We start from the raw sequence: 19,821 nt of genomic DNA, 5'->3' as shown, positions 1-19,821 counted from the left end.
AACCTTGTTGATAAACGGCTTTATATTGTTAAAACGGACTTAGAGATGAAGAGAAGTCCTTCTTGCGCCCTAAGCGGCCCGGAGGGACTTCTCTAGCCTTTTTTTCGCCGGAAAAATATGGAGGTTCCAGTACTTTGTACCAGACCTCCCGAAGGAGTATAAGCTATGCGAGCTACTGTAGTCGTTATTGGCGGCGGGGCAACCGGAGTCGGTATACTGCGGGATTTGTCCATGCGCGGCATAAAAACAATATTACTTGAACAAAAAGACTTAGCTTATGGCACCAGCTCGCGGTTTCACGGACTGTTGCACAGTGGGGGCCGCTATGCGGTCAAAGACGCGGAATCGGCGCGCGAATGTATGGAAGAAAACCATATTTTACGTAAAATTGCCAGGCAGGCTGTGGAGGAAACCGAAGGGCTGTTTGTCAGACTGCCGGAAGACGAGGAGGAATTTGAGCCGGTCTGGCTGGCGGCCTGTGAGCAGGCGGGGATTCCGGCCATACCGGTAACACCGGCTGAGGCCAGGCGTCTGGAGCCGCAGCTGACAGGCCGGCTGGTTTCGGCTTACCGGGTGCCGGATTCCGCCGTCGACGGCTTCCGGCTGGTCTGGCAGAATGTGCTTTCGGCCCGGAAATACGGCGGGCAGGCGCTGACCTACACGGCCGCAACAGCCATTGAACAGGTGAATCAACAGGTGGCAGGGGTCCGGGTTAGAAATACGCTAACCGGTGAGACCGGCGTAATAACCTGTGATTATATTGTGAATGCCGCCGGCTCCTGGGTTGGCCAGGTGGCCGGCCTGGCCGGCCAGGATGTCCCTGTCCGGCCTGACCGGGGGGTGCTCATTGCCTTTAATCACCGGTTTACCAGCCGCGTAGTCAACAGGCTGCGGCCGCCGGCTGACGGCGATATCTTTGTTCCCCACGGTTCCATTACGATCCTGGGCACCACCTCGTCCGCCGCCGACCGGCCTGATGATACGGTGCCGCGGTCGGCTGAGGTGGCAGAGCTGCTGCGGCTTGGTCAGCCTGTATTCGAAAATATCTATGATTATCGCATTCTCCGGACTTTTGCCGGCACCCGCCCGCTGTACAGTGCTGATGCCCACGCCGCCGGCCGGGCCGCATCCCGCAGTTTTACCATTATTGACCACAGCCGGGACGGACTCCGGGGGATGGCGACAATTGTCGGCGGCAAGCTGACAACCTACCGCCTGATGGCGGAAAAGATGGCTGATCATGTCTGTACGCAGCTGGGTATTGCCGCCCGGTGCCGTACTGCCGCCGAGGCATTGCTGGCAGAGCCGCCGGCCGCCGCCGTACAGCAGGCTAAACGTTTTTTTCCGGCGTACGGCGTCAACCGGGCCCTGGACCGGCTGGGCCCCAAGCTGGAGGAAGTGGTCCGGGCAATGGCGGCCGCGCCGGCGAAACGCCAACTGCTGTGCGAGTGTGAGATGGTTACCCTGGCCGAGGTGGAGGCTATGGCGGCAGACCCTGCCAGCTATAGTCTGGAAGACGTGCGGCGCAAGACGCGCATGGGGATGGGAACCTGCCAGGGGGCGTTTTGCGGTTTTCGCGGCGTAGGGGTGGCGGCAACCAGGCAGCTGATTACAGGCAAGTCCGCCCCGCAGCTGCTGACAGACTTCCTGGAGGCCCGCTGGACCGGAATCCGCCCGGTGTTATGGGGCCAGCAGCTGCGGGAGGCCGAACTGCTGCGCGGCATTTACGGGGCGGCATTAAATATAGATGGAGCGGTTAAACATGAGAACAAATGATGTTATTGTTATTGGCGGCGGGTTAGCCGGGTTAACGGCGGCCATTGCCGCCGCCGGCAGGGGGAAGCAGGTTGCGCTGCTGACCGCCGGCGCCGGTACGCTGGCGATTGGCGGCGGTACCATTGATGTGCTGGGGTACCTTGAGGATAATAGCCCGGTTGACAGTCCGGCTGCCGCTCTGGGCAACCTGGCCGCAGACCACCCGTACAGCAAAGTCGGCCCGCAGGCGGTCGCGGCTGCCGTCGAGTTTTTCCTTGACCTTTGCCGGCAGGCCGGCTTTGCTTATACCGGCACGCTGGCTGCCAACCACTGGCTGCCTACGGCTGCCGGCACGCTGAAACCGAGCTGTCTGCTGCCTTTAACCATGGACCCGGCACCGCTGGCAACGGCCAGCCATGTGCTGGTAGCGGGATTTGCCAGGCTGAAAGATTATTTCCCGGATCTGGTCGGCAGCGGCTTACGCACCCACGCCGGCCGGCACAGGGAGTATGAACCGGTGCTTATTGACCCCGGTTTTGCCGGGGGGCGGGACGTAACCGCCCTGGATATTGCCAGATGGCTTGACACCCCGGCCGGGCAGCAGGCCTGTTATGAGCAGCTGGCACGGTTCGTCAGGCCGGGCAGTGTTGTGGTCATTCCCCCTGTTTTGGGCGTACGGCCTGATTATGAGGTCAGGAATAAGCTGGAACAGGCCCTGGCCTGCAGCTTTGTGGAAACCGTCATTATGCCGACCGCGATTACCGGGCTTAGATTACGGGCTTTGCTGGTAAATCACGCCCGCAAGCTGGGGGTCAGGATTTTGGAGCAGGCCCATGCCGCCTGGGCGGTACAGACCGGCGGCCGGGTGGCGGCGATCGTCACAGACAATATGGACCGTGAGCGGGCTTACCGCACGGAGGCGGTCATTTTGGCTACAGGCGGTTTTTGGGGCGGCGGTATCACAGCCGGGCCGGACGCGGTGCAGGAAGCGGTGCTGCACCTGCCGGTGCAGGCTCCCGCAGACCGGGAGGACTGGGGCGGGCTGAAGCTGTTTGGCGGCCCGGACCAGCCTTTTGCCCGGATCGGCCTGCAGGTGAATAGCGAGCTGCGGCCGGTAGATGCCGGCGGGCGGGTAATGCTGGAAAATGTGTATATTGCCGGCCGCAACCTGGCCGGCTATGATTACTGCCGGGAGAAATCAGGCAACGGCGTGGCGCTGGTGACAGGCTACACGGCCGGAATGAACTGTTGACAGACTCTGAGACGGAAGCCTGTACGGTAATTTTAATTAATGGAGAGAAAACGTATGAAAAAACATCATAATACCCCGGATAGCTGTACGGCCTGTACGGCCTGTGTTGTACATTGCCCGGTTACGCAGGCGGTACGCGAGTTCAGGGGGCCGAAGCTGACAGGGCCGGCCGGGGAACGGTTCCGGCTGTCGGAGGCGGATTTTGATGCCGCGCTGGAGTACTGCTCCAATTGTAAGAACTGTGATATCAGCTGTCCGTCACAGGTGCCGGTGTCCACACTCAATATGAAGGCCCGGGCCCGGCAGCGCCAGACACACAAGCCGCCGCTCCGGGACTGGCTGTTGTCACATGGCGAACAAATGGCTAAATTGGCCGGTATAGCGCCGGGGCTGGCCAATTCGGGCCTGGACAACAGCCTGAGCCGGGCGCTGCTGCAACAGATCGGGATAGCGGCTAAAGCACCGCTGCCGGCCTATGCCCGCCAGTCTTTTATGCACCAGTTCCGCAAAATCAGGCAGCAGCCTTTTGCCAGCAAGGTGGTTTTTTACCCAGGCTGTTTTGTGAACTATAACCAGCCGGAGGTGGGGCTTGACGTTGTCGCCGTCCTGCAGGCCAATCAGTTTGAGGTTATTGTGCCGGCGGGGGCCGTGTGCTGCGGCTCGCCGCTGGTGGTTGGCGGCTATCTGGACGAAGCGGAGGCCAAGGCCAGGCACAATGTCAGTACCCTGGGCAAATATGTTGAACAGGGGTATGCTGTCGTCACGGCCTGCACCAGCTGTGGTTTGATGCTGAAGCAGGAATATCAGGAGCTGTTTGCCATTGACGGCACCGGGGCGGTCGCGGCCCGCATCTATGATATTGCGGAATTTTTACTGGAGCGGTATGACGAAGGGCGGCTTAACACGGAGTTTGTCAGGCAGCAGGTCCGGTATCTGTACCATGCCCCCTGCCATCTCCGGGCGCAGGGCATTGGCCGGCCCAGCCTGGAACTGCTGCGTCTGCTGCCCGGGGTTGAGATAACGGACGCCGATGCCGGCTGCTGCGGCATTGCCGGTAATTACGGCTTTAAAGCCGACCGGTATGAGATTGCCATGGCGGTTGGCAGCCAGCTCTTTGCCGCAGTAAAAAACAGCGGCGCGGCGGCCGTGGTGTCAGACTGCGGCACCTGCCGGCTGCAGATTACCCATGGCACCGGGGTCAGGGCGGTTCATCCGGTGGCGGTAGTCCGGGCAGCCTATGGCCTGTAGTCAGGCGGGGTGGCACCGCCGGCCGGCAGGGCCTGGCGCTCTGCCGCCGGTGCCCGGCTGCACCCGGTTGCAGGAAAAAATCGGCATATTGGCTCCGCCTGGCAGGATTTTTTATAAATACAGGCGAATAGTTAAAAAACAGTAAAAATTTTTTTTTGCTATAATGGGACGTGGATTTATGCAGTGGGACTAAAAATGTCCCTCTGGGTTTCCCTGTACACATTTATGGAATTAGCAAAACAATAAGCACATAATTTGCCGATGCAGGAGGAAGCGTATGCTTAAAAAGACGAAAATTGTTTGTACTACCGGGCCCAGTACAGATGTTCCCGGTATGCTTGAGCGGATGATTGCCGCCGGCATGAATGTAGCCCGCTTTAACTTTTCCCATGGCTCCCATGCGGACCATGCCCGCCGGATGGCCATGGTCAGGGAGGCTTCCCGGACTGTGGGCAGCCCTGTAGCCCTGATGCTGGACACAAAAGGACCGGAAATGCGCTTAGGCTTATTTGCGGGCGGCAAGGCCATGCTGACCAAGGGCCAAACCTTTACCCTGACTACCCGGGAGCTACTGGGCAATAGTCAAATGGCGTCAGTCAACCATCGGCTGCTGCATACGGAAATCGCGCCCGGCAATGTGATCCTGCTGGCCGACGGCCTGATCAGCCTGCTGGTTGATCGCGTTGCCGGGCAGGACATTGTCACAACGGTTCAGAACAGCGGCTCTGTTTCCGACCGGAAGCGGGTGGCGGCTCCCGGCGTGTATGTCAAGCTGCCGCTGCTGTCGGAGCAGGATGTGGCCGATATCCGTTTTGGCCTGGAACAGGGCGTTGATTTTATTGCCGCTTCTTTTGTGCAGCGGGCCGGTGATATTCTGGCGATCCGCAAATTGCTGGAAGAGGCCGGCGTCCAGGGGGAAATCGAGATCATTGCCAAGATTGAAAACGCCGAGGGGGTTCTGCGGCTTGATGAAATCCTCAAGGTAGCCGACGGGATTATGGTGGCGCGGGGCGACCTGGGGGTGGAAATTCCGGTAGAGGATGTCCCCCTGGTGCAAAAGCAGATGATTGAAAGATGCAATCAGGCCGGCAAGCCGGTAATTACCGCCACGCAAATGCTGGAGTCGATGCTGACCAATCCACGGCCTACCCGGGCGGAGGCCAGTGATATTGCCAACGCGATTCTGGACGGCTCCGATGCGATCATGCTGAGCGGTGAAACCGCTTCCGGCCAATACCCGCTTGAAGCGGTGCAGACAATGGCCAGACTGGCGGCGCGCACCGAACAGTCTTTGCAGTTCGGCCAATTACTGCAGGCGAAAGGGCTGGGGCAGGAAAAAACGACAACCGAGGCCATCAGCCATGCCAGTGTCCAGGTCGCACACGTATTGGGGGCGGCTGCCGTCCTTACCTCGACCAACACCGGCTATACGGCGAAAATGGTTTCCAAATACCGGCCGAAGTCGGCGGTTGTGGCTGTTACCCCCAGTGAGAAAACCCTGCGCCGGCTGCTCTTGTGCTGGGGTGTATATCCGGTATTGGCGCCAGGGTCGCAGAATACCGATGAAATGGTGGCCAATGTGGTGAGCGGGGCTTTATCCACCGGCATTGTCAAAGAAGGCGACCTGGTTGTGGTTACTGCCGGCGTGCCGTTAGGGGCCGCCGGGACGACGAACCTGATCAGGGTGCATGTCGTTGGCGATATATTGCTGCGGGGCACCGGTGTGGGCCGGACGGCGGCAACCGGTACGGTTTGTATTGCCCGGTCGCTGAGGGAGATCAGAGAAAAATTTCAGCCCGGCGCTGTTTTGGTAATCAAGGCTGTCGATGAGGAAACGGCGGTGTATGCCGCCAAGGCGGCCGCTATTGTGGCTGAAGAAGGCGGTCTCACCTCGCAGGCGGCTATTGTCGGCACCTGTTTTGGCCTCCCGGTTATCGTCGGCGCCGAGGGGGCTACCGAACGCCTGACAGATGGCGCAACCGTTACTGTTGATGCGGCCCGCGGCATTGTTTACAACGGTCAGATTAATGCCCGCTGACAGCCTGTTGTTCCGGCCGCCGGGCAAGTAAGAGAAAAAAATACCGTATTTTTGTTAAAAAGGCAGGAATTTCATTACCCCGGGCGAATAGTATTAACGTGAAGTGGAAATTTTGTTGCCGTTACGGGACAAAATATGTTCAACCGGGACAGTTTGCGACCCAAAGGGGATTAGCGTGGAGAAGATCATTCAACTACAGCGCAAGATTGCGCCGGAATTAACGCAAATTATTGAAGCAAGGTATAATCTCCTGCGGTATATTCAGCATGCCCAGCCTGTTGGCCGCCGGGCAGTGGCGACAATGCTGGCTATGGGGGAACGGGTTGTCCGGGCTCAGGTAGACTGGTTAAAGTCTGCCGGGCTGGTCGAGTTTTCCCAGCTTGGCATGAGTGTGACGGCCGAAGGGCAGGCGATGCTGGCCGATCTGGCTGAATATATTCGCTTGCTTCATGGCTTGGTTGGGCTGGAGGATGAGCTCGCTGCGCGGCTAAAGCTGAACCAAGTGATTATCATCCCCGGCGACAGCGAGGCCGACAGCACCGTCCGGCGTGAGCTTGGCCGGGCGGCGGCAGGTGTACTTGGCCAGCATCTGGGAGATAATATGGTTGTTGCCGTAAGTGGCGGCTCAACGATGGCCAAAGTGGCGGAAGCCATTAACTTCAGCGTGCCGACAACCATGGTTGTACCGGCCCGGGGCGGCCTGGGCGAGGTGGTCGAGTATCAGGCCAATACCATTGCCGCCGTACTGGCCGGCAAACTGGGCGGCCGTTACCGCCTGCTGCATATCCCCGACGGAGTCAGTGAGGAAACCCTGGAGGCCATCCTGGCCGGTGACGCCAATCTGCGGACTGTGGCCGAACTCATTAAAAAAGCCAATATATTGGTCTATGGCATTGGCGATGCGGTTGAGATGGCGCAGCGGCGGGGGCTGCCGGCAGCGACTGTTGCCGCGATCGAACAGCGGGGGGCCGTGGGGGAAGCTCTGGGGCAGTATTGCGCCCTGCCGGGAGAGATTGTATATGTTACCAGCAGTATTGGTTTACGGCTGGATGACCTGGCCGGCATCGGCACTGTCATTGCCGTAGCCGGCGGCAGTGCCAAGGCTAAGGCTATTTTAGCGGTAGCCGGCGCCGGCGGCCAGGATGTGCTCATCACTGATGAAGCTGCAGCCAGGGCCATCCGGTTACTTATAAACACAAATTAAATTTAGGAGGAATTTCATAATGACTATTAAAGTTGGTATTAACGGTTTTGGCCGCATTGGCAGAAATGTTTTCCGGGTTGCCGTCAACAATCCTGATTTTGAAATCGTTGCTGTCAATGACCTGACTGATGCTAAAACGCTGGCCCATCTTTTGAAATATGATTCGGTTCACGGTACGATGAACGCTGAGGTTAAAGCGGTGGACGGCGGCATCGCCGTTAACGGCAGGCTGGTTAAGGTGCTGGCGGAGAGAGATCCGGCCAGCCTGCCCTGGAAGGCTATGGGCGTGGACATTGTGGTGGAGTCGACCGGCCGTTTCACGGAAAAAGATAAAGCCCTGGCTCATGTTAAAGCAGGCGCCAAAAAAGTAGTTATCTCAGCGCCGGGCAAAAATGAGGATATTACCATTGTTATGGGCGTAAACCAGGATAAATATGATCCGGCCAGCCATCAGGTTATCTCCAACGCCTCCTGCACGACCAATTGCCTGGCTCCGTTTGCCAAAGTCCTGCAGGAAAAATTCGGCATTAAATCAGGCTTAATGACGACTGTCCATGCCTATACCAATGACCAGAACATTCTCGACCTGCCCCATAAGGACCTGCGCCGCGCCCGGGCTGCCGGCATGTCGATCATTCCGACCACGACCGGGGCTGCCAAGGCGGTGGCGCTGGTGCTGCCTGAACTCAAAGGCAAACTCAACGGCTTTGCCCTGCGGGTCCCCACCCCGAATGTATCGATTACCGATCTGGTGGCGCAGCTGGAAAAACCGGCTACAGCCGAGGCTGTCAACGCCGCGCTTAAAGAAGCCGCCAACAACGAACTCAAAGGGATTATGGCTTTTTCCGAAGAAGAGCTTGTTTCCAAAGACTACAACGGCAATCCCCATTCCTCCATCGTTGATGGTTTGTCAACCATGATGGTGGGCGATAATCTGGTCAAGGTTGTTTCCTGGTATGACAACGAGTGGGGTTATTCCAACCGGGTTGTCGACCTCATCCGCTTTATTATCGGCAAAGGCCTATAGCGCTTATTATTAAGAAGCAATCTCAGACAGCGTTTGGGATTGCTTCCTCTCTCTAAGCTCACACGGGAGGAATGACATATGAAAAAAAAGAGTTTGACTGATATCCGGGTGTCAGGCAAGAAAGTCCTAGTCCGGGTAGACTATAATGTCCCGATGGATAAAGCGGGCAATATAACGGACGATACGCGCATCCGGGCCACGCTGCCCACCCTGGAATACTTACTGTCTAACAATGCGGCTGTTATCCTGGCCAGCCACCTGGGACGCCCCAAGGGCAAGGTTGTGCCGGAGTTTTCCCTTAAACCCGTGGCTCAGAGGCTGTCGCAGCTGCTGTTGGGCCGGGAGGTCCAGTTTGCTGCGGACTGCGTGGGCCCCGAAGCCCGGAAAATGTCGGCTGCCCTGAGCGGCGGCCAGCTGCTGCTGCTGGAAAACCTGCGTTTTCACGGCGAAGAGGAAAAAAATGATCCTGACTTTGCCAAACAGCTTGCCGGTCTGGCGGAAATTCTGGTCAATGACGCCTTTGGCGTTTCCCACCGGGCCCATGCCTCGGTCCATGGCATCACTACATATATACCGGCCGTATCCGGTTTTCTGATGGATAAAGAACTGCTCTTCCTGGGGCAGGCGGTTACCGACCCGGCCCGGCCCTTTGTGGCCATCATCGGCGGCGCCAAGGTTTCGGATAAGATCGGCGTTATCGAAAATCTGCTGCAGAAGGTGGATACCCTGATTATTGGCGGCGGTATGGCCAATACCTTTCTGGCGGCCCAGGGCCATCAAACCGGCAAATCGCTGGTAGAGGCCGATAAGCTGGAACTGGCCGGCAAACTTATAGCTGCCGCCAAGGCGAAGGGGGTCAGCCTGCTGCTGCCGGCCGATGTGGTGGTGGCCGACCGGTTTGCCGCCGATGCCGCCCGGAAAACGGTGGCTGTGGCTGAGATCCCGCCGGAATGGATGGCGCTTGACATCGGACCGGCCAGTGCGGCCAGCTTTGCCGCGGCCTTAGCGGGAGCGAAAACGGTGGTCTGGAACGGACCCATGGGCGTATTTGAATTCGATGCGTTCGCTGTCGGCACAGAAGCGGTAGCCCGGGCGGTGGCTGCTTTGGGGGCCAAGAGCATCGTCGGCGGCGGTGATTCGGTCGCTGCTCTGGCAAAGCTCAACCTGGCCGGTAAGATTACGCACATATCAACAGGCGGCGGAGCCTCGCTGGAGTTTCTGGAAGGCAAGGAACTGCCGGGGATTGCCGCTCTGGCTGACAAGTAGAATAAGTGAGGAGTTGAGATGATGCGTAAACCAATTATTGCCGGCAACTGGAAAATGCACAAAACAGCCGGGGAAGGTGCAGCGCTGGCCGAGCAGCTCAAAGCCCTGACCAAGGCTGTGACCGCTGTGGAGATTGTGATTTGTCCGCCCTTTACCGCCCTGACGGCGGTAGCCGGGATTGTGGCCGGTTCGGCTATTGGCCTGGGCGCGCAGAATATGCACTGGGAAGACCAGGGAGCTTTTACCGGCGAGGTTTCTCCCGCCATGCTCAAGGATATTGGCTGCACTCATGTCATTATCGGTCACTCTGAGCGGCGCCAGTATTTTGCGGAAACAGACCAGACTGTGAATTTAAAAGTAAAAGCCGCCTGCCAGGCCGGCCTGACTCCTATCCTGTGCGTCGGTGAAACCCTGGCAGAACGGGAACAGGGGGCGACTGAACAGGTTGTGGGCGAGCAGACGAAAAACGGCCTGGCCGGACTTACGGCCGAGCAGGTAGCACAGCTGGTGATTGCCTATGAACCGGTTTGGGCCATCGGCACCGGCCGCACGGCTTCCGCGGCCGACGCCAATGCCGTATGCGCTTTTATCCGCAGCACCGTCGCCGCCGGCTTTGGGCCGGACGCCGCCAACCAGGTCCGGATTCAGTATGGCGGCAGTGTCAAACCGGATAATATTGCCGAACTCATGGCTAAACCTGATATTGACGGGGCGTTAGTGGGGGGGGCCAGCCTGGAGGCCGGTTCCTTTAGTAAACTGGTCACGTATTAAGACTGGACAAAGGAGAGAAACGATGGCAAAACTAGCAGCGCCCATTGCGCTTGTAATTCTGGATGGCTGGGGCATTGGCCGTGAGGATGACGAGTTCAACTCGATTGCCAGGGCCGATACGCCACATATCAGTCTGCTAACCGAGTTATACCCGGCAACCAGGCTTATCTGCTCCGGCGAAGCGGTTGGGCTGCCGGCCGGGCAGATGGGGAACTCCGAGGTGGGTCACCTGAATATTGGCGCCGGCCGCATTATTTACCAGGAGCTTACCCGGATCAGCAAGGCGATTGCCGACGGCGATTTTTTCAGCAACCCCGTACTCTGCCGGATCTGCGAGCAAACGAAAGCCGCCGGTACGGCGCTGCATTTGATGGGCTTATTGTCGGACGGCGGGGTACACAGTCACATTACCCATGTGTATGCCCTGCTGGAACTGGCGAAGCGGTACGGCATCGGGACCGTTTACGTCCATGCTTTTCTGGACGGGCGGGATGTGCCGCCAACCAGTGCCACTACCTATATTACCGCCCTGGAAGCAAAAATGGCGGCTCTAGGGACCGGGGAGATTGCCACCATTGCCGGCCGGTATTACGCGATGGACCGGGATAAGCGCTGGGAGCGGGTCAGCAAGCAGTATCAGGCGATTGTTCATTGTCAGTGCACGGAGGCGACCAGTGCCGCCGCCGCCGTGGAGGCCGCTTATCAGGCGGGGGTCACCGACGAATTCATCGAACCGACAGTCATTGCCGGCTGCGGCTATACGGGCATTAAACCCAATGACGGGGTTATCTTTTTTAACTTCCGTCCGGACCGGGCCCGGCAACTGACCTGGGCGCTGACCGATCCCGCCTTTGACGGCTTTGAGCGGGCCAACGGCTGCTTTCCGCTGTATTTTGCCAGTATGACCCAGTATGATGAAAGCTCCAGTGTGCCGGTGGCGTTTCCGGCCAGGCATCCGGCCAATACCCTGGGCGAGGTATTCAGCAAAGCCGGCTATACGCAGCTGCGGATTGCCGAGACGGAAAAATACGCCCATGTTACCTACTTCTTAAACGGCGGTGAGGAAAACCTCTTCCCCGGTGAGGACAGGGTGCTGATCCCGTCGCCGAAGGTCGCCACTTATGATCTGCAGCCGGAGATGAGTGCCCCGGAAGTCACGGACAAGGTGATTGAGGCGATACAGTCCGGCAAATATGACCTGATTATCCTCAATTATGCCAATGGCGATATGGTTGGGCATTCCGGGGTTCTGGAGGCCGCCATCAAGGCGGTGACAACGGTTGACAACTGCGTCGGCCGTTTGGTTGAGGCGATGCGGGCCCGGGGCGGCATTACCCTGATTACCGCTGATCATGGCAACTGCGAAATGATGAAAGATTCTGTGACCGGTGATCCGTTCACTGCTCATACTACGAATAAAGTGCCGTTTATCATGGTGGCCGAGTCCCAGCGGGGCCGCAGGCTGCGCGAAGGGATTCTGGCCGATATTGCCCCCACTGTTTTAGAACTGGCAGGTCTGGAACAGCCGCCGGAAATGACGGGCAAAAGTCTGATGGAAAAATAGGAGGAGAATGACATGTCTACGACGATTGTTGATATTCTGGCCCGGGAGATTATGGATTCCCGCGGCAATCCCACGGTAGAGGTTGACGTTTTACTGGAAGACGGCACCTTGGGCCGGGCGGCTGTTCCCTCCGGGGCCTCCACCGGCGCCTACGAGGCGGTGGAGCTGCGCGACGGTGACAGTGCCCGTTATCTTGGCAAAGGTGTGCTTAAGGCTGTGGAAAACGTGAATGAACTGATTACGCCGGAGATTGTCGGCATGGATGCCCTGGATCAGCTTGGCGTAGACCAGGCGCTGCTGGAGCTTGACGGCACGCCGAACAAAGAAAAATTAGGCGCCAATGCGATCCTGGGTGTATCGATGGCTGTTGCCAAAGCGGCCGCGGCCGCATCGGGTCTGACTTTATACCAGTATCTGGGCGGCACGAATGCCAAAGAACTGCCTGTACCGATGATGAATATCTTAAATGGCGGCAAACATGCCGATAATAATGTGGATGTGCAGGAATTTATGGTGCTGCCCGTAGGGGCCGACAGCTTTGCCGAGGCGCTGCGAATGGGCTCGGAAATCTATCACAGCCTGAAAAAGGTGCTTGCCGGCCGGAAGCTGGCCACTGCCGTCGGGGACGAAGGCGGTTTTGCCCCTAATCTGGCTTCCAATGAAGAAGCCCTCAAGGTTATTATTGAAGCGATTGAAAAGGCCGGCTATAAACCGGGTGAGCAGGTTATGCTGGGCCTTGACGTTGCCGCCACTGAATTATTTAAAGCAGACGGAAATTACCATCTCGAAGGGGAAGGTGTTGTGAAAACTCCGGCGGAAATGGTGGAATACTATAGTCAGTTGGTTGACAAATATCCGATTATTTCGATTGAAGACGGCATGTCGGAAGATGACTGGGACGGCTGGAAACTCCTGACCGAGCGGTTGGGCGGCAAAATTCAGCTGGTAGGCGATGATTTGTTTGTTACCAATGTGGAACGCTTAAGCCGGGGCATTGCCAGCAGAACGGCGAACTCCATCCTGGTGAAAGTGAACCAGATCGGCACCCTGACCGAAACCTTTGACGCCATCGAAATGGCGAAGCGGGCCGGTTATACCTGCGTTATCTCCCATCGCTCCGGCGAGACGGAGGACGCTACCATTGCCGATATTGCCGTAGCTGTGAATGCCGGCCAGATCAAAACCGGTGCCCCGGCCCGGACCGACCGGGTGGCGAAGTATAACCAACTGCTCCGGATTGAGGAACAACTGGGAGATCTGGCCCAATACCGGGGCCGGAAAGTTTTCTATAACCTAAGATAAGGTTCGCGCCGGAAGGAGGTGAACTAGATGCCGAAGGGATATCTGATTCGGTGCAGCAGCTGCGGTTACCTGTACCAGTGTGAGGCAGAGTTGATGGAATGCTTGAGCCATAAGGTCTGTGACCATTGCGGCAGTTCCGACATGGAGGTAATCCAGCAGGATGAGGGCCGGTTTGGCTGTACCAGCCGCCTGAATACCCATGTTACCAACACCGCGTCCCGGGTTGATTATCACCAGCCGGTGCAAACCTCCCGTCAGCGCCAGTAAGATGCATAAACAGCCGGTTAGTGCCGGCTGTTTAAATTTTTACAAAAAGGGTAAAATATGTATGGAAAAATAGTGAAAATATTTACTAAATAATTGTCAAGTATCAATTAAGTGTGTTAGAATATTGTCAGGCCTTGGCAAGCACATTACAGCAGGGGTTAATGGTTCAGTCGCGAAGGGGGTTAAAAAGTGATAACAGGGCTGATGATTCTGGAGGCAGTACTTTCGATTGTATTAATTGCAGTGGTAGTGCTGCAGTCAGGCAAGAGTGCCGGTTTATCAGGCTCAATAGCCGGCGGCGCCGAATCCATTTTTGGCGGCAAGCGCAAAGGGCTTGATGAGATTCTGGCAAAAGCAACAATTATTATTGCTGCATTGTTTGGCATTGTTACCATGATTCTGGTCAAATTAATGCAGTAGGGTCACTAACCTCAATTGCTGGAGACTCTCCAGCATATTGAGGTATTTTTGAGGTCTAGTTCAAAGGGGGAAAGTAAGAACATGGATTTATTGTACATTGCGCCGTTTGCTGGTCTTGTGGCGCTGGCATTTGCCGGTTATTTGATGGCTAGTGTTTTGAAAGAAAGCCCGGGTAACCCCAAAATGCAAGATATTTCACAGGCAATTTTTGAAGGGGCGATGGCTTTTCTCAATCGTCAGTACAAAACCCTCATCCCGTTCACTATCGTCATTTTCTTTATACTATTTTACGTTGATGGGTACAAATTGGCGGTGTCTTTCCTGGTAGGGGCTGTCTGCTCGGCCATTGCCGGGTACGTAGGCATGACGGCCACGACCAAATCCAATGCCCGCACTACCGAGGCCGCCCGCACCAGCCTTAATAAAGCCCTTGGGGTTTCTTTCCGGGCCGGCGCGGTCATGGGCATGTCGGTTGCCGGTCTTGGACTCCTGGGTGTATCAGGTCTGTACATAGTATTCGGCGACCCTGTTGTTATTAACAGCTTTGCCTTTGGCGCCAGTGCCATCGCTTTTTTTGCCCGTGTCGGCGGCGGTATTTTTACCAAAGCGGCTGACGTAGGCGCCGACCTTGTTGGTAAGGTCGAGGCCGGCATTCCTGAGGATGATCCCCGCAACCCGGCCGTTATTGCCGATAATGTGGGTGACAACGTTGGCGATACCGCCGGTATGGGCGCCGACCTGTTTGAATCTTATGCTGCGACCGCCATTGCGGCCATGCTTATCGGCCAAACCGTGTTCCCTGGCAATATTAACGGCGTGCTGTTCCCGCTGGTGATTGGCGCAGCCGGTATTTTTGCCTCCATTGTCAGCACATTCCTGGTTAGAACCAGTGAAGACGGCGATCCCCTGGCGGCTCTGAATAGAGGCATCTGGGGAACTAATATCCTTGTTGCTGTTGCTGCCTATGCGATTGCCAGTGCCATGCTGCCGGGCAAAGCCGTAGGGATTACCATTGCCGTTATCTGCGGCCTGGCTGTTAACGTTCTTGTTGGTATGATCACAGAATACTATACCGCTAATAATAAGGCACCGACCCAGCATATTGCCGATGCCTCGCAAACCGGTCCGGCTACCAATGTGATTGCCGGTATTGCCCTTGGCCTGAGAAGCACTGGTTTGCCGATGCTGGTGTTTGCCGTTGCCATCTGGGTTGCTTATAGCCAGGCCGGCATTTACGGTATTGCCATGGCGGCGATGGGCATGCTCTGCACGGCCGGTATGGTTGTTGCTGTTGACTCGTTTGGCCCTGTGGCCGACAATGCCGGCGGCATCGCCGAAATGGCGGAGCTTGGTCCGGAAGTCCGCAAAACCACTGACAAACTGGATGCGGTCGGCAATACCACCGCCGCCATTGCCAAAGGTTTTGCCATTGGTTCTGCCGCGTTAACCGCCCTGGCCCTGTTTACCGCGTTTGGGGAAGAGATTGCCAAGAACCCGAAACTGTCCGGCCTGCTGGTCGATGGCCATCTGGTAATCAATCTGACGGAGCCGGCTGTAATTATCGGGATCTTCCTGGGTGCGACCCTGCCGTTTCTGGTATGCGCCTTTACTATGGAAGCTGTCGGCAAGGCTGCATTTGAAATGATTGCCGAGGTTCGCCGCCAGTTCCGTGAGATTCCCGGGATTATGGAAGGAACCGGGCGCCCTGATTATGCAAGCTGTGTGGATATCAGCACCAAAGCAGCAATCCGGGAGATGATGCTGCCTGGTATCTTCGCGGTCGGTGCCCCCATCCTGGTAGGTTTTATTCTGGGAGCAAAAGCGTTAGCCGGCTTCCTGGCCGGTGCTACTGCTGCCGGCGTACTGATGGCACTCTTCATGTCCAATGCCGGCGGTGCCTGGGATAATGCCAAAAAATGGATTGAGACCGGCAAATATGGCGGCAAAGGCACGCCGACCCATGCGGCTGCCGTTATCGGCGATACTGTGGGCGATCCGTTTAAGGACACCTCAGGTCCGGCCATGAATCCGCTGATTAAAGTAGCCGGCACCATCTCGCTCATCATAGCGCCGCTGCTGTTCTTCTAAACTGATTGCTATAAACGCCAGGCTATTTTTTAGCTTGGCGTTTTGTTATTGTGTCAGATAATGGTATAATAATACTATTGGGTTTGTTTTACCGGGATTGTTCAGCCGCTGCCGGGCCGTCAAAATTACTTCTGCGCAGTAGATAGAGTAAATTACTTCGACATTGGGGGAATTGTATGTGGCTTTAATGCGAGGGGCTGAGCCTTTTTTCCTGCAAGGCGGTGAAAAAGGCGTATTGCTGGTACATGGTTTTACCGGTGCGCCGTCAGAGATGCGCCTGGCAGGAGAATATTTAAACAACTTGGGTTATACTGTATTTGCACCACGGCTGCCGGGGCATGGGACCACTCCGGATGAAATGGCGAAAACTGCCTGGCCTCACTGGTACGACAGTGTCGTAGACGGGTATCACCTGTTAACCGGTATTTGCACCAGCGTAGCGGCGGTGGGCTTATCCATGGGCGGGCTGCTGTCACTTAAACTGGCCAGTGAATATCCGCTTCGACGGCTGGCCGTTATCAGCGCCCCGATCTATATCGCCAATAAGCGTCTGAAATACCTGCCGCTGTACCGCCTGTTTACCAATTTTGTTCCCAAAAAGCGCAAGCGCCTGGCCGATGCCGCTGAGGAATATTCTATTACTTATGAGGTAACGCCGCTCAGCAGCCTGTCCAGCCTGCTGGAGCTTGTCAAGCATGTCAGAGGGGTGTTGCCGGCAGTTACCGTACCGGCCCTCATTATACAATCCAAGACCGAACATACGGTGGAACCGGAAAGTGCCCAATATATCTATGATAAGCTGGGCAGTGCCGAAAAGCAGCTGGTGTGGCTCAATAAGTCCGGTCATATTGTTACCCTTGATGTAGAACGGGATTTTGTTTTTCATAAACTTGACCAGTTTTTGGCTTAAAAAATACTGTGAGGTGCATTATGGACGAGAGCAATCAATGGTGTTTCGGCTGCGGTTCGCGTAACCCCATCGGCATGAAACTTTCCTTTCGTGAAGAAGATCAGCGATATCTGACTACTTTTGTCCCAGGTCCCGAACATCAGGGGTATGACGGTGTTATGCATGGCGGACTGGTAAGTACATTGCTTGATGAGGTTATGGCCCGTTATTTGCATGCCCGGGGACTTAATGCCGTCACTGCCAGGCTGGAGGTTAGGTTTCGCCAGCCCACACCAATTGGGCAAGAATTAACGATTAGTGGATGGATTACCGGCCAACGGGGAAAAATGTATGAACTGGCCGGCAACATTACCTTGCCGGATGGAACAGTAACAGCTGAGGGAAAGGCGATAGTTGCGATAAAAGGAGATGAATAACATGGACTTAGCTGAAAGAATCCTGGAGTTTATGCGGGAAGAAGCGTACAAACCGCTGACTGCCGAGGATTTGGCTGACGGGTTGAGTATTCGCGGCAAAGAGCTGGAAGAGTTTTGGCTGGTGTTGGACAAGCTCGAAGCGACCGCGGCGATCATAAAAACCCGCTATGGCAAGTATGGAATTCCTGACCGCATGAACCTTGTTGTCGGTAAATTTTCGGCAACCACCAAAGGCTTTGGTTTTATTCTTCCGGAAAACACGGAGCTTGAGGATGTCTTTATTCCGCCGGATGCGATTGGCGGGGCGATGCACGGCGACCGGGTCGTAGCCAGGATGCACAAACGGCATCTGTCCGGTAAAGCTGTGGAAGGGGAAATTATCCGGGTGGTTACCCGGGCAAACCGCAAAGTGGTGGGAACCTTCGAGGCCAGCCGTAATTTCGGTTTTGTTTTGCCTGATGACCGGAAAATCGGCCGGGATATTTTCATACCCAAAGAAGAGTTTATGGGCGCTAAAACCGGCTCCAAGGTTGTTGTTGAAATTACAGAATGGCCCCAGAAACAGAAAAGTGCCGAAGGCCGCATTATTGAGGTTTTAGGCCGCCAGGGCGACCCGGGGATTGAGATATTATCCATTATTAAGAAACATAATCTGCCGACCGAGTTTCCACCGGCGGTTGAAAAAGCGGCCGAACGGGTCAAAACAACGATAAGTGATGAGGACCTGCTGGGCCGCCGCGACCTGCGGGCGCTTAATATGGTGACAATTGACGGCGAGGATGCCAAGGACCTGGATGATGCGGTCTATGTGGAGCGCCTCAAAAACGGCCGTTATTTATTGAATGTGAGTATTGCCGATGTCAGCCACTATGTACGGGAAAATACGCCTCTGGATAATGAGGCCAGAATCCGGGGCACCAGTGTCTATCTGGTTGACCGGGTGCTGCCGATGCTGCCGCCACGCCTGTCAAACGGGATTTGCAGCTTAAATGCCGGTGAGGACCGACTGGCCCTGACCGCGCAGATGGAAATCGACGGCCGCGGCCAGGTGATAAATCATGAAATATTTCCCAGTGTTATCAGGGTAAAAACCAGGCTGACCTATACGGTTGTGCGCCAGATTATTGCCGACCATGATGAACAGCTGCGGGCTACCTATGCAGACCTGGTGGCGCCGCTGGAAGAGATGGAAAGGCTGTGCCGGATTCTGCGGGACCGCCGCATGCGCCGGGGGGCGATTGACTTCGATTTCCCGGAAATAAAGGTTAAGCTGGACGAGGCGGGGCACCCCATTGCCATTGAAAAAAGGATCCGGAGCATTGCCGAATCCATTATTGAGGAATTTATGCTGGTCGCCAACGAGACGGTCGCGGAACATATGCACTGGTTGGGCGTACCCTCTATGTTCAGGGTGCATGAAGAGCCGGATGAAGAAAAAATGAGCCGGTTAAATGTGCTGCTGGGCAATTTTGGCCAGCATATCCCGAAAACGCAGGAAATTCAGCCGATGGCGCTGCAGCGTGTGTTAAGCAAGATTGCCGGCCGGCCGGAGGAGCGCATTATCAGTACCGTTATGCTCCGGTCACTGAAGCAGGCCCGGTATGATGCCGAGAACCTGGGTCACTTTGGTCTTGCCGCCACCTATTACACCCATTTTACCTCGCCGATCAGGCGCTACCCGGATTTGATCGTGCATCGCATCATCCGGGAAACCTTTACCACCGGCGATATTTCCGCCAAGCGCAGTCAAAAATTATCGGTGATGCTGCCAGAGATCGCCTTGCACTCGTCGGAGCGGGAACGGGCGGCGGCCGAGGCGGAACGGGCCACAGTGGATCTTAAGAAGGTCGAGTATATGGCCCAGTTTGTCGGGGAGGAGTTTGACGGGATTATCAGTGGCGTAACCGCTTTTGGCTTTTTCGTTGAGATTACCAATGGCATTGAAGGTCTGGTCCGGGTGTCCAGCCTGGAGGACGACTACTACCAGTATGTTGAGGAGCAGTATGCCCTGATTGGGGAGCGGACCAGCAATATCTACCGGCTGGGCAACAGTGTCCGGATTATTGTCTCCAAGGTAAATCCCGCCGACCGGACCATTGATTATCTGGTGGCAACGGAAGGAAAATCACTGCAGGCCGTTGGCAAGCCGGAAAAGAAACGCAGCCGTCCGGGGACGGGGCGCGGCGGCGCTGCTAAAAACCAAACAGCCGCTGCTAAAAAGAAACCGGTTGCTGTGGCTAAACCCAAGAAGCCGCGGGCAACGAAAAAATGATGGGGCCGGAATTGACGTAAG

16 protein-coding genes are annotated in these 19,821 nt (G+C 56.2%); all 16 read left to right on the top strand.

Annotated elements, in window-relative coordinates; translation table 11 throughout:
* Positions 1-165: 165 nt before the first annotated feature.
* The gene (glpA, locus tag ACZ481_RS20165) at positions 166-1,776 is read left to right on the top strand and encodes an anaerobic glycerol-3-phosphate dehydrogenase subunit GlpA (protein ID WP_464767127.1); all 1,611 of its coding nucleotides are present in this window, start codon (positions 166-168) and stop codon (positions 1,774-1,776) included.
* Positions 1,763-3,007 (top strand): anaerobic glycerol-3-phosphate dehydrogenase subunit GlpB, encoded by a 1,245-nt coding sequence (gene glpB, locus ACZ481_RS20160; RefSeq protein ID WP_464767126.1) that lies wholly within the window; start codon positions 1,763-1,765, stop codon positions 3,005-3,007. Before glpA ends, glpB begins: the two co-directional genes overlap by 14 nt.
* A gap of 54 nt (positions 3,008-3,061) precedes the next feature.
* The gene (locus ACZ481_RS20155; protein ID WP_464767125.1) at positions 3,062-4,255 is read left to right on the top strand and encodes an anaerobic glycerol-3-phosphate dehydrogenase subunit C; all 1,194 of its coding nucleotides are present in this window, start codon (positions 3,062-3,064) and stop codon (positions 4,253-4,255) included.
* A gap of 277 nt (positions 4,256-4,532) precedes the next feature.
* Positions 4,533-6,293 (top strand): pyruvate kinase, encoded by a 1,761-nt coding sequence (gene pyk, locus ACZ481_RS20150; RefSeq protein WP_464767124.1) that lies wholly within the window; start codon positions 4,533-4,535, stop codon positions 6,291-6,293.
* 175 nt (positions 6,294-6,468) lie between these two features.
* Positions 6,469-7,497, top strand: coding sequence for a sugar-binding transcriptional regulator (locus tag ACZ481_RS20145; protein WP_464767123.1), 1,029 nt, complete (start codon positions 6,469-6,471; stop codon positions 7,495-7,497).
* 19 nt (positions 7,498-7,516) lie between these two features.
* Complete coding sequence (gene gap / locus ACZ481_RS20140; RefSeq protein WP_464767122.1) at positions 7,517-8,524, top strand: type I glyceraldehyde-3-phosphate dehydrogenase; 1,008 nt, start codon at positions 7,517-7,519, stop codon at positions 8,522-8,524.
* Between the two features lie 78 nt (positions 8,525-8,602).
* Positions 8,603-9,790 carry a phosphoglycerate kinase gene (locus ACZ481_RS20135; RefSeq protein ID WP_464767121.1) on the top strand — a complete coding sequence of 396 codons (1,188 nt, stop codon included), beginning with the start codon at positions 8,603-8,605 and terminating at the stop codon, positions 9,788-9,790.
* Positions 9,791-9,811: 21 nt separating this feature from the next.
* Positions 9,812-10,561, top strand: coding sequence for a triose-phosphate isomerase (tpiA, locus tag ACZ481_RS20130; RefSeq protein WP_464770664.1), 750 nt, complete (start codon positions 9,812-9,814; stop codon positions 10,559-10,561).
* Positions 10,562-10,583: 22 nt separating this feature from the next.
* Positions 10,584-12,125 (top strand): 2,3-bisphosphoglycerate-independent phosphoglycerate mutase, encoded by a 1,542-nt coding sequence (gene gpmI, locus ACZ481_RS20125; protein ID WP_464767120.1) that lies wholly within the window; start codon positions 10,584-10,586, stop codon positions 12,123-12,125.
* A 12-nt stretch (positions 12,126-12,137) separates the two neighbouring features.
* A complete protein-coding gene (gene eno / locus ACZ481_RS20120) occupies positions 12,138-13,427 on the top strand; it encodes a phosphopyruvate hydratase (RefSeq protein ID WP_464767119.1) in 1,290 nt (429 codons plus the stop codon).
* Positions 13,428-13,454: 27 nt separating this feature from the next.
* Positions 13,455-13,694, top strand: coding sequence for a hypothetical protein (locus tag ACZ481_RS20115; protein WP_464767118.1), 240 nt, complete (start codon positions 13,455-13,457; stop codon positions 13,692-13,694).
* Between the two features lie 189 nt (positions 13,695-13,883).
* On the top strand, positions 13,884-14,114 hold the full coding sequence (gene secG / locus ACZ481_RS20110) for a preprotein translocase subunit SecG (RefSeq protein ID WP_144351318.1): 231 nt from the start codon (positions 13,884-13,886) through the stop codon (positions 14,112-14,114).
* Between the two features lie 81 nt (positions 14,115-14,195).
* A complete protein-coding gene (locus ACZ481_RS20105) occupies positions 14,196-16,202 on the top strand; it encodes a sodium-translocating pyrophosphatase (protein ID WP_464767117.1) in 2,007 nt (668 codons plus the stop codon).
* A 178-nt stretch (positions 16,203-16,380) separates the two neighbouring features.
* Positions 16,381-17,112, top strand: a complete 732-nt coding sequence (locus tag ACZ481_RS20100) for an alpha/beta hydrolase (RefSeq protein ID WP_464767116.1) — start codon at positions 16,381-16,383, stop codon at positions 17,110-17,112.
* A 20-nt stretch (positions 17,113-17,132) separates the two neighbouring features.
* Positions 17,133-17,528: a PaaI family thioesterase gene (locus ACZ481_RS20095; RefSeq protein ID WP_464767115.1), complete on the top strand. Its 396-nt coding sequence runs from the start codon at positions 17,133-17,135 to the stop codon at positions 17,526-17,528.
* A 1-nt stretch (position 17,529) separates the two neighbouring features.
* Positions 17,530-19,800 carry a ribonuclease R gene (rnr, locus tag ACZ481_RS20090; RefSeq protein WP_464767114.1) on the top strand — a complete coding sequence of 757 codons (2,271 nt, stop codon included), beginning with the start codon at positions 17,530-17,532 and terminating at the stop codon, positions 19,798-19,800.
* Positions 19,801-19,821: the final 21 nt, after the last annotated feature.

The organism is Sporomusa intestinalis, assembly GCF_055383785.1.
The sequence above is the reverse complement of the archived record's forward strand: the minus strand, read 5'-3'. Positions and strand labels throughout refer to the sequence as shown.

What these genes read in the sequence shown, in the direction of transcription:
- glpA (WP_464767127.1), top strand. Translation starts at nt 166, where the DNA reads ATGCGAGCTACTGTAGTCGTTATTGGCGGCGGGGCAACCGGAGTCGGT.
- glpB (WP_464767126.1), top strand. Translation starts at nt 1,763, where the DNA reads ATGAGAACAAATGATGTTATTGTTATTGGCGGCGGGTTAGCCGGGTTA.
- ACZ481_RS20155 (WP_464767125.1), top strand. Translation starts at nt 3,062, where the DNA reads ATGAAAAAACATCATAATACCCCGGATAGCTGTACGGCCTGTACGGCC.
- pyk (WP_464767124.1), top strand. Translation starts at nt 4,533, where the DNA reads ATGCTTAAAAAGACGAAAATTGTTTGTACTACCGGGCCCAGTACAGAT.
- gap (WP_464767122.1), top strand. Translation starts at nt 7,517, where the DNA reads ATGACTATTAAAGTTGGTATTAACGGTTTTGGCCGCATTGGCAGAAAT.
- ACZ481_RS20135 (WP_464767121.1), top strand. Translation starts at nt 8,603, where the DNA reads ATGAAAAAAAAGAGTTTGACTGATATCCGGGTGTCAGGCAAGAAAGTC.
- tpiA (WP_464770664.1), top strand. Translation starts at nt 9,812, where the DNA reads ATGCGTAAACCAATTATTGCCGGCAACTGGAAAATGCACAAAACAGCC.
- gpmI (WP_464767120.1), top strand. Translation starts at nt 10,584, where the DNA reads ATGGCAAAACTAGCAGCGCCCATTGCGCTTGTAATTCTGGATGGCTGG.
- eno (WP_464767119.1), top strand. Translation starts at nt 12,138, where the DNA reads ATGTCTACGACGATTGTTGATATTCTGGCCCGGGAGATTATGGATTCC.
- ACZ481_RS20115 (WP_464767118.1), top strand. Translation starts at nt 13,455, where the DNA reads ATGCCGAAGGGATATCTGATTCGGTGCAGCAGCTGCGGTTACCTGTAC.
- ACZ481_RS20105 (WP_464767117.1), top strand. Translation starts at nt 14,196, where the DNA reads ATGGATTTATTGTACATTGCGCCGTTTGCTGGTCTTGTGGCGCTGGCA.
- ACZ481_RS20095 (WP_464767115.1), top strand. Translation starts at nt 17,133, where the DNA reads ATGGACGAGAGCAATCAATGGTGTTTCGGCTGCGGTTCGCGTAACCCC.
- rnr (WP_464767114.1), top strand. Translation starts at nt 17,530, where the DNA reads ATGGACTTAGCTGAAAGAATCCTGGAGTTTATGCGGGAAGAAGCGTAC.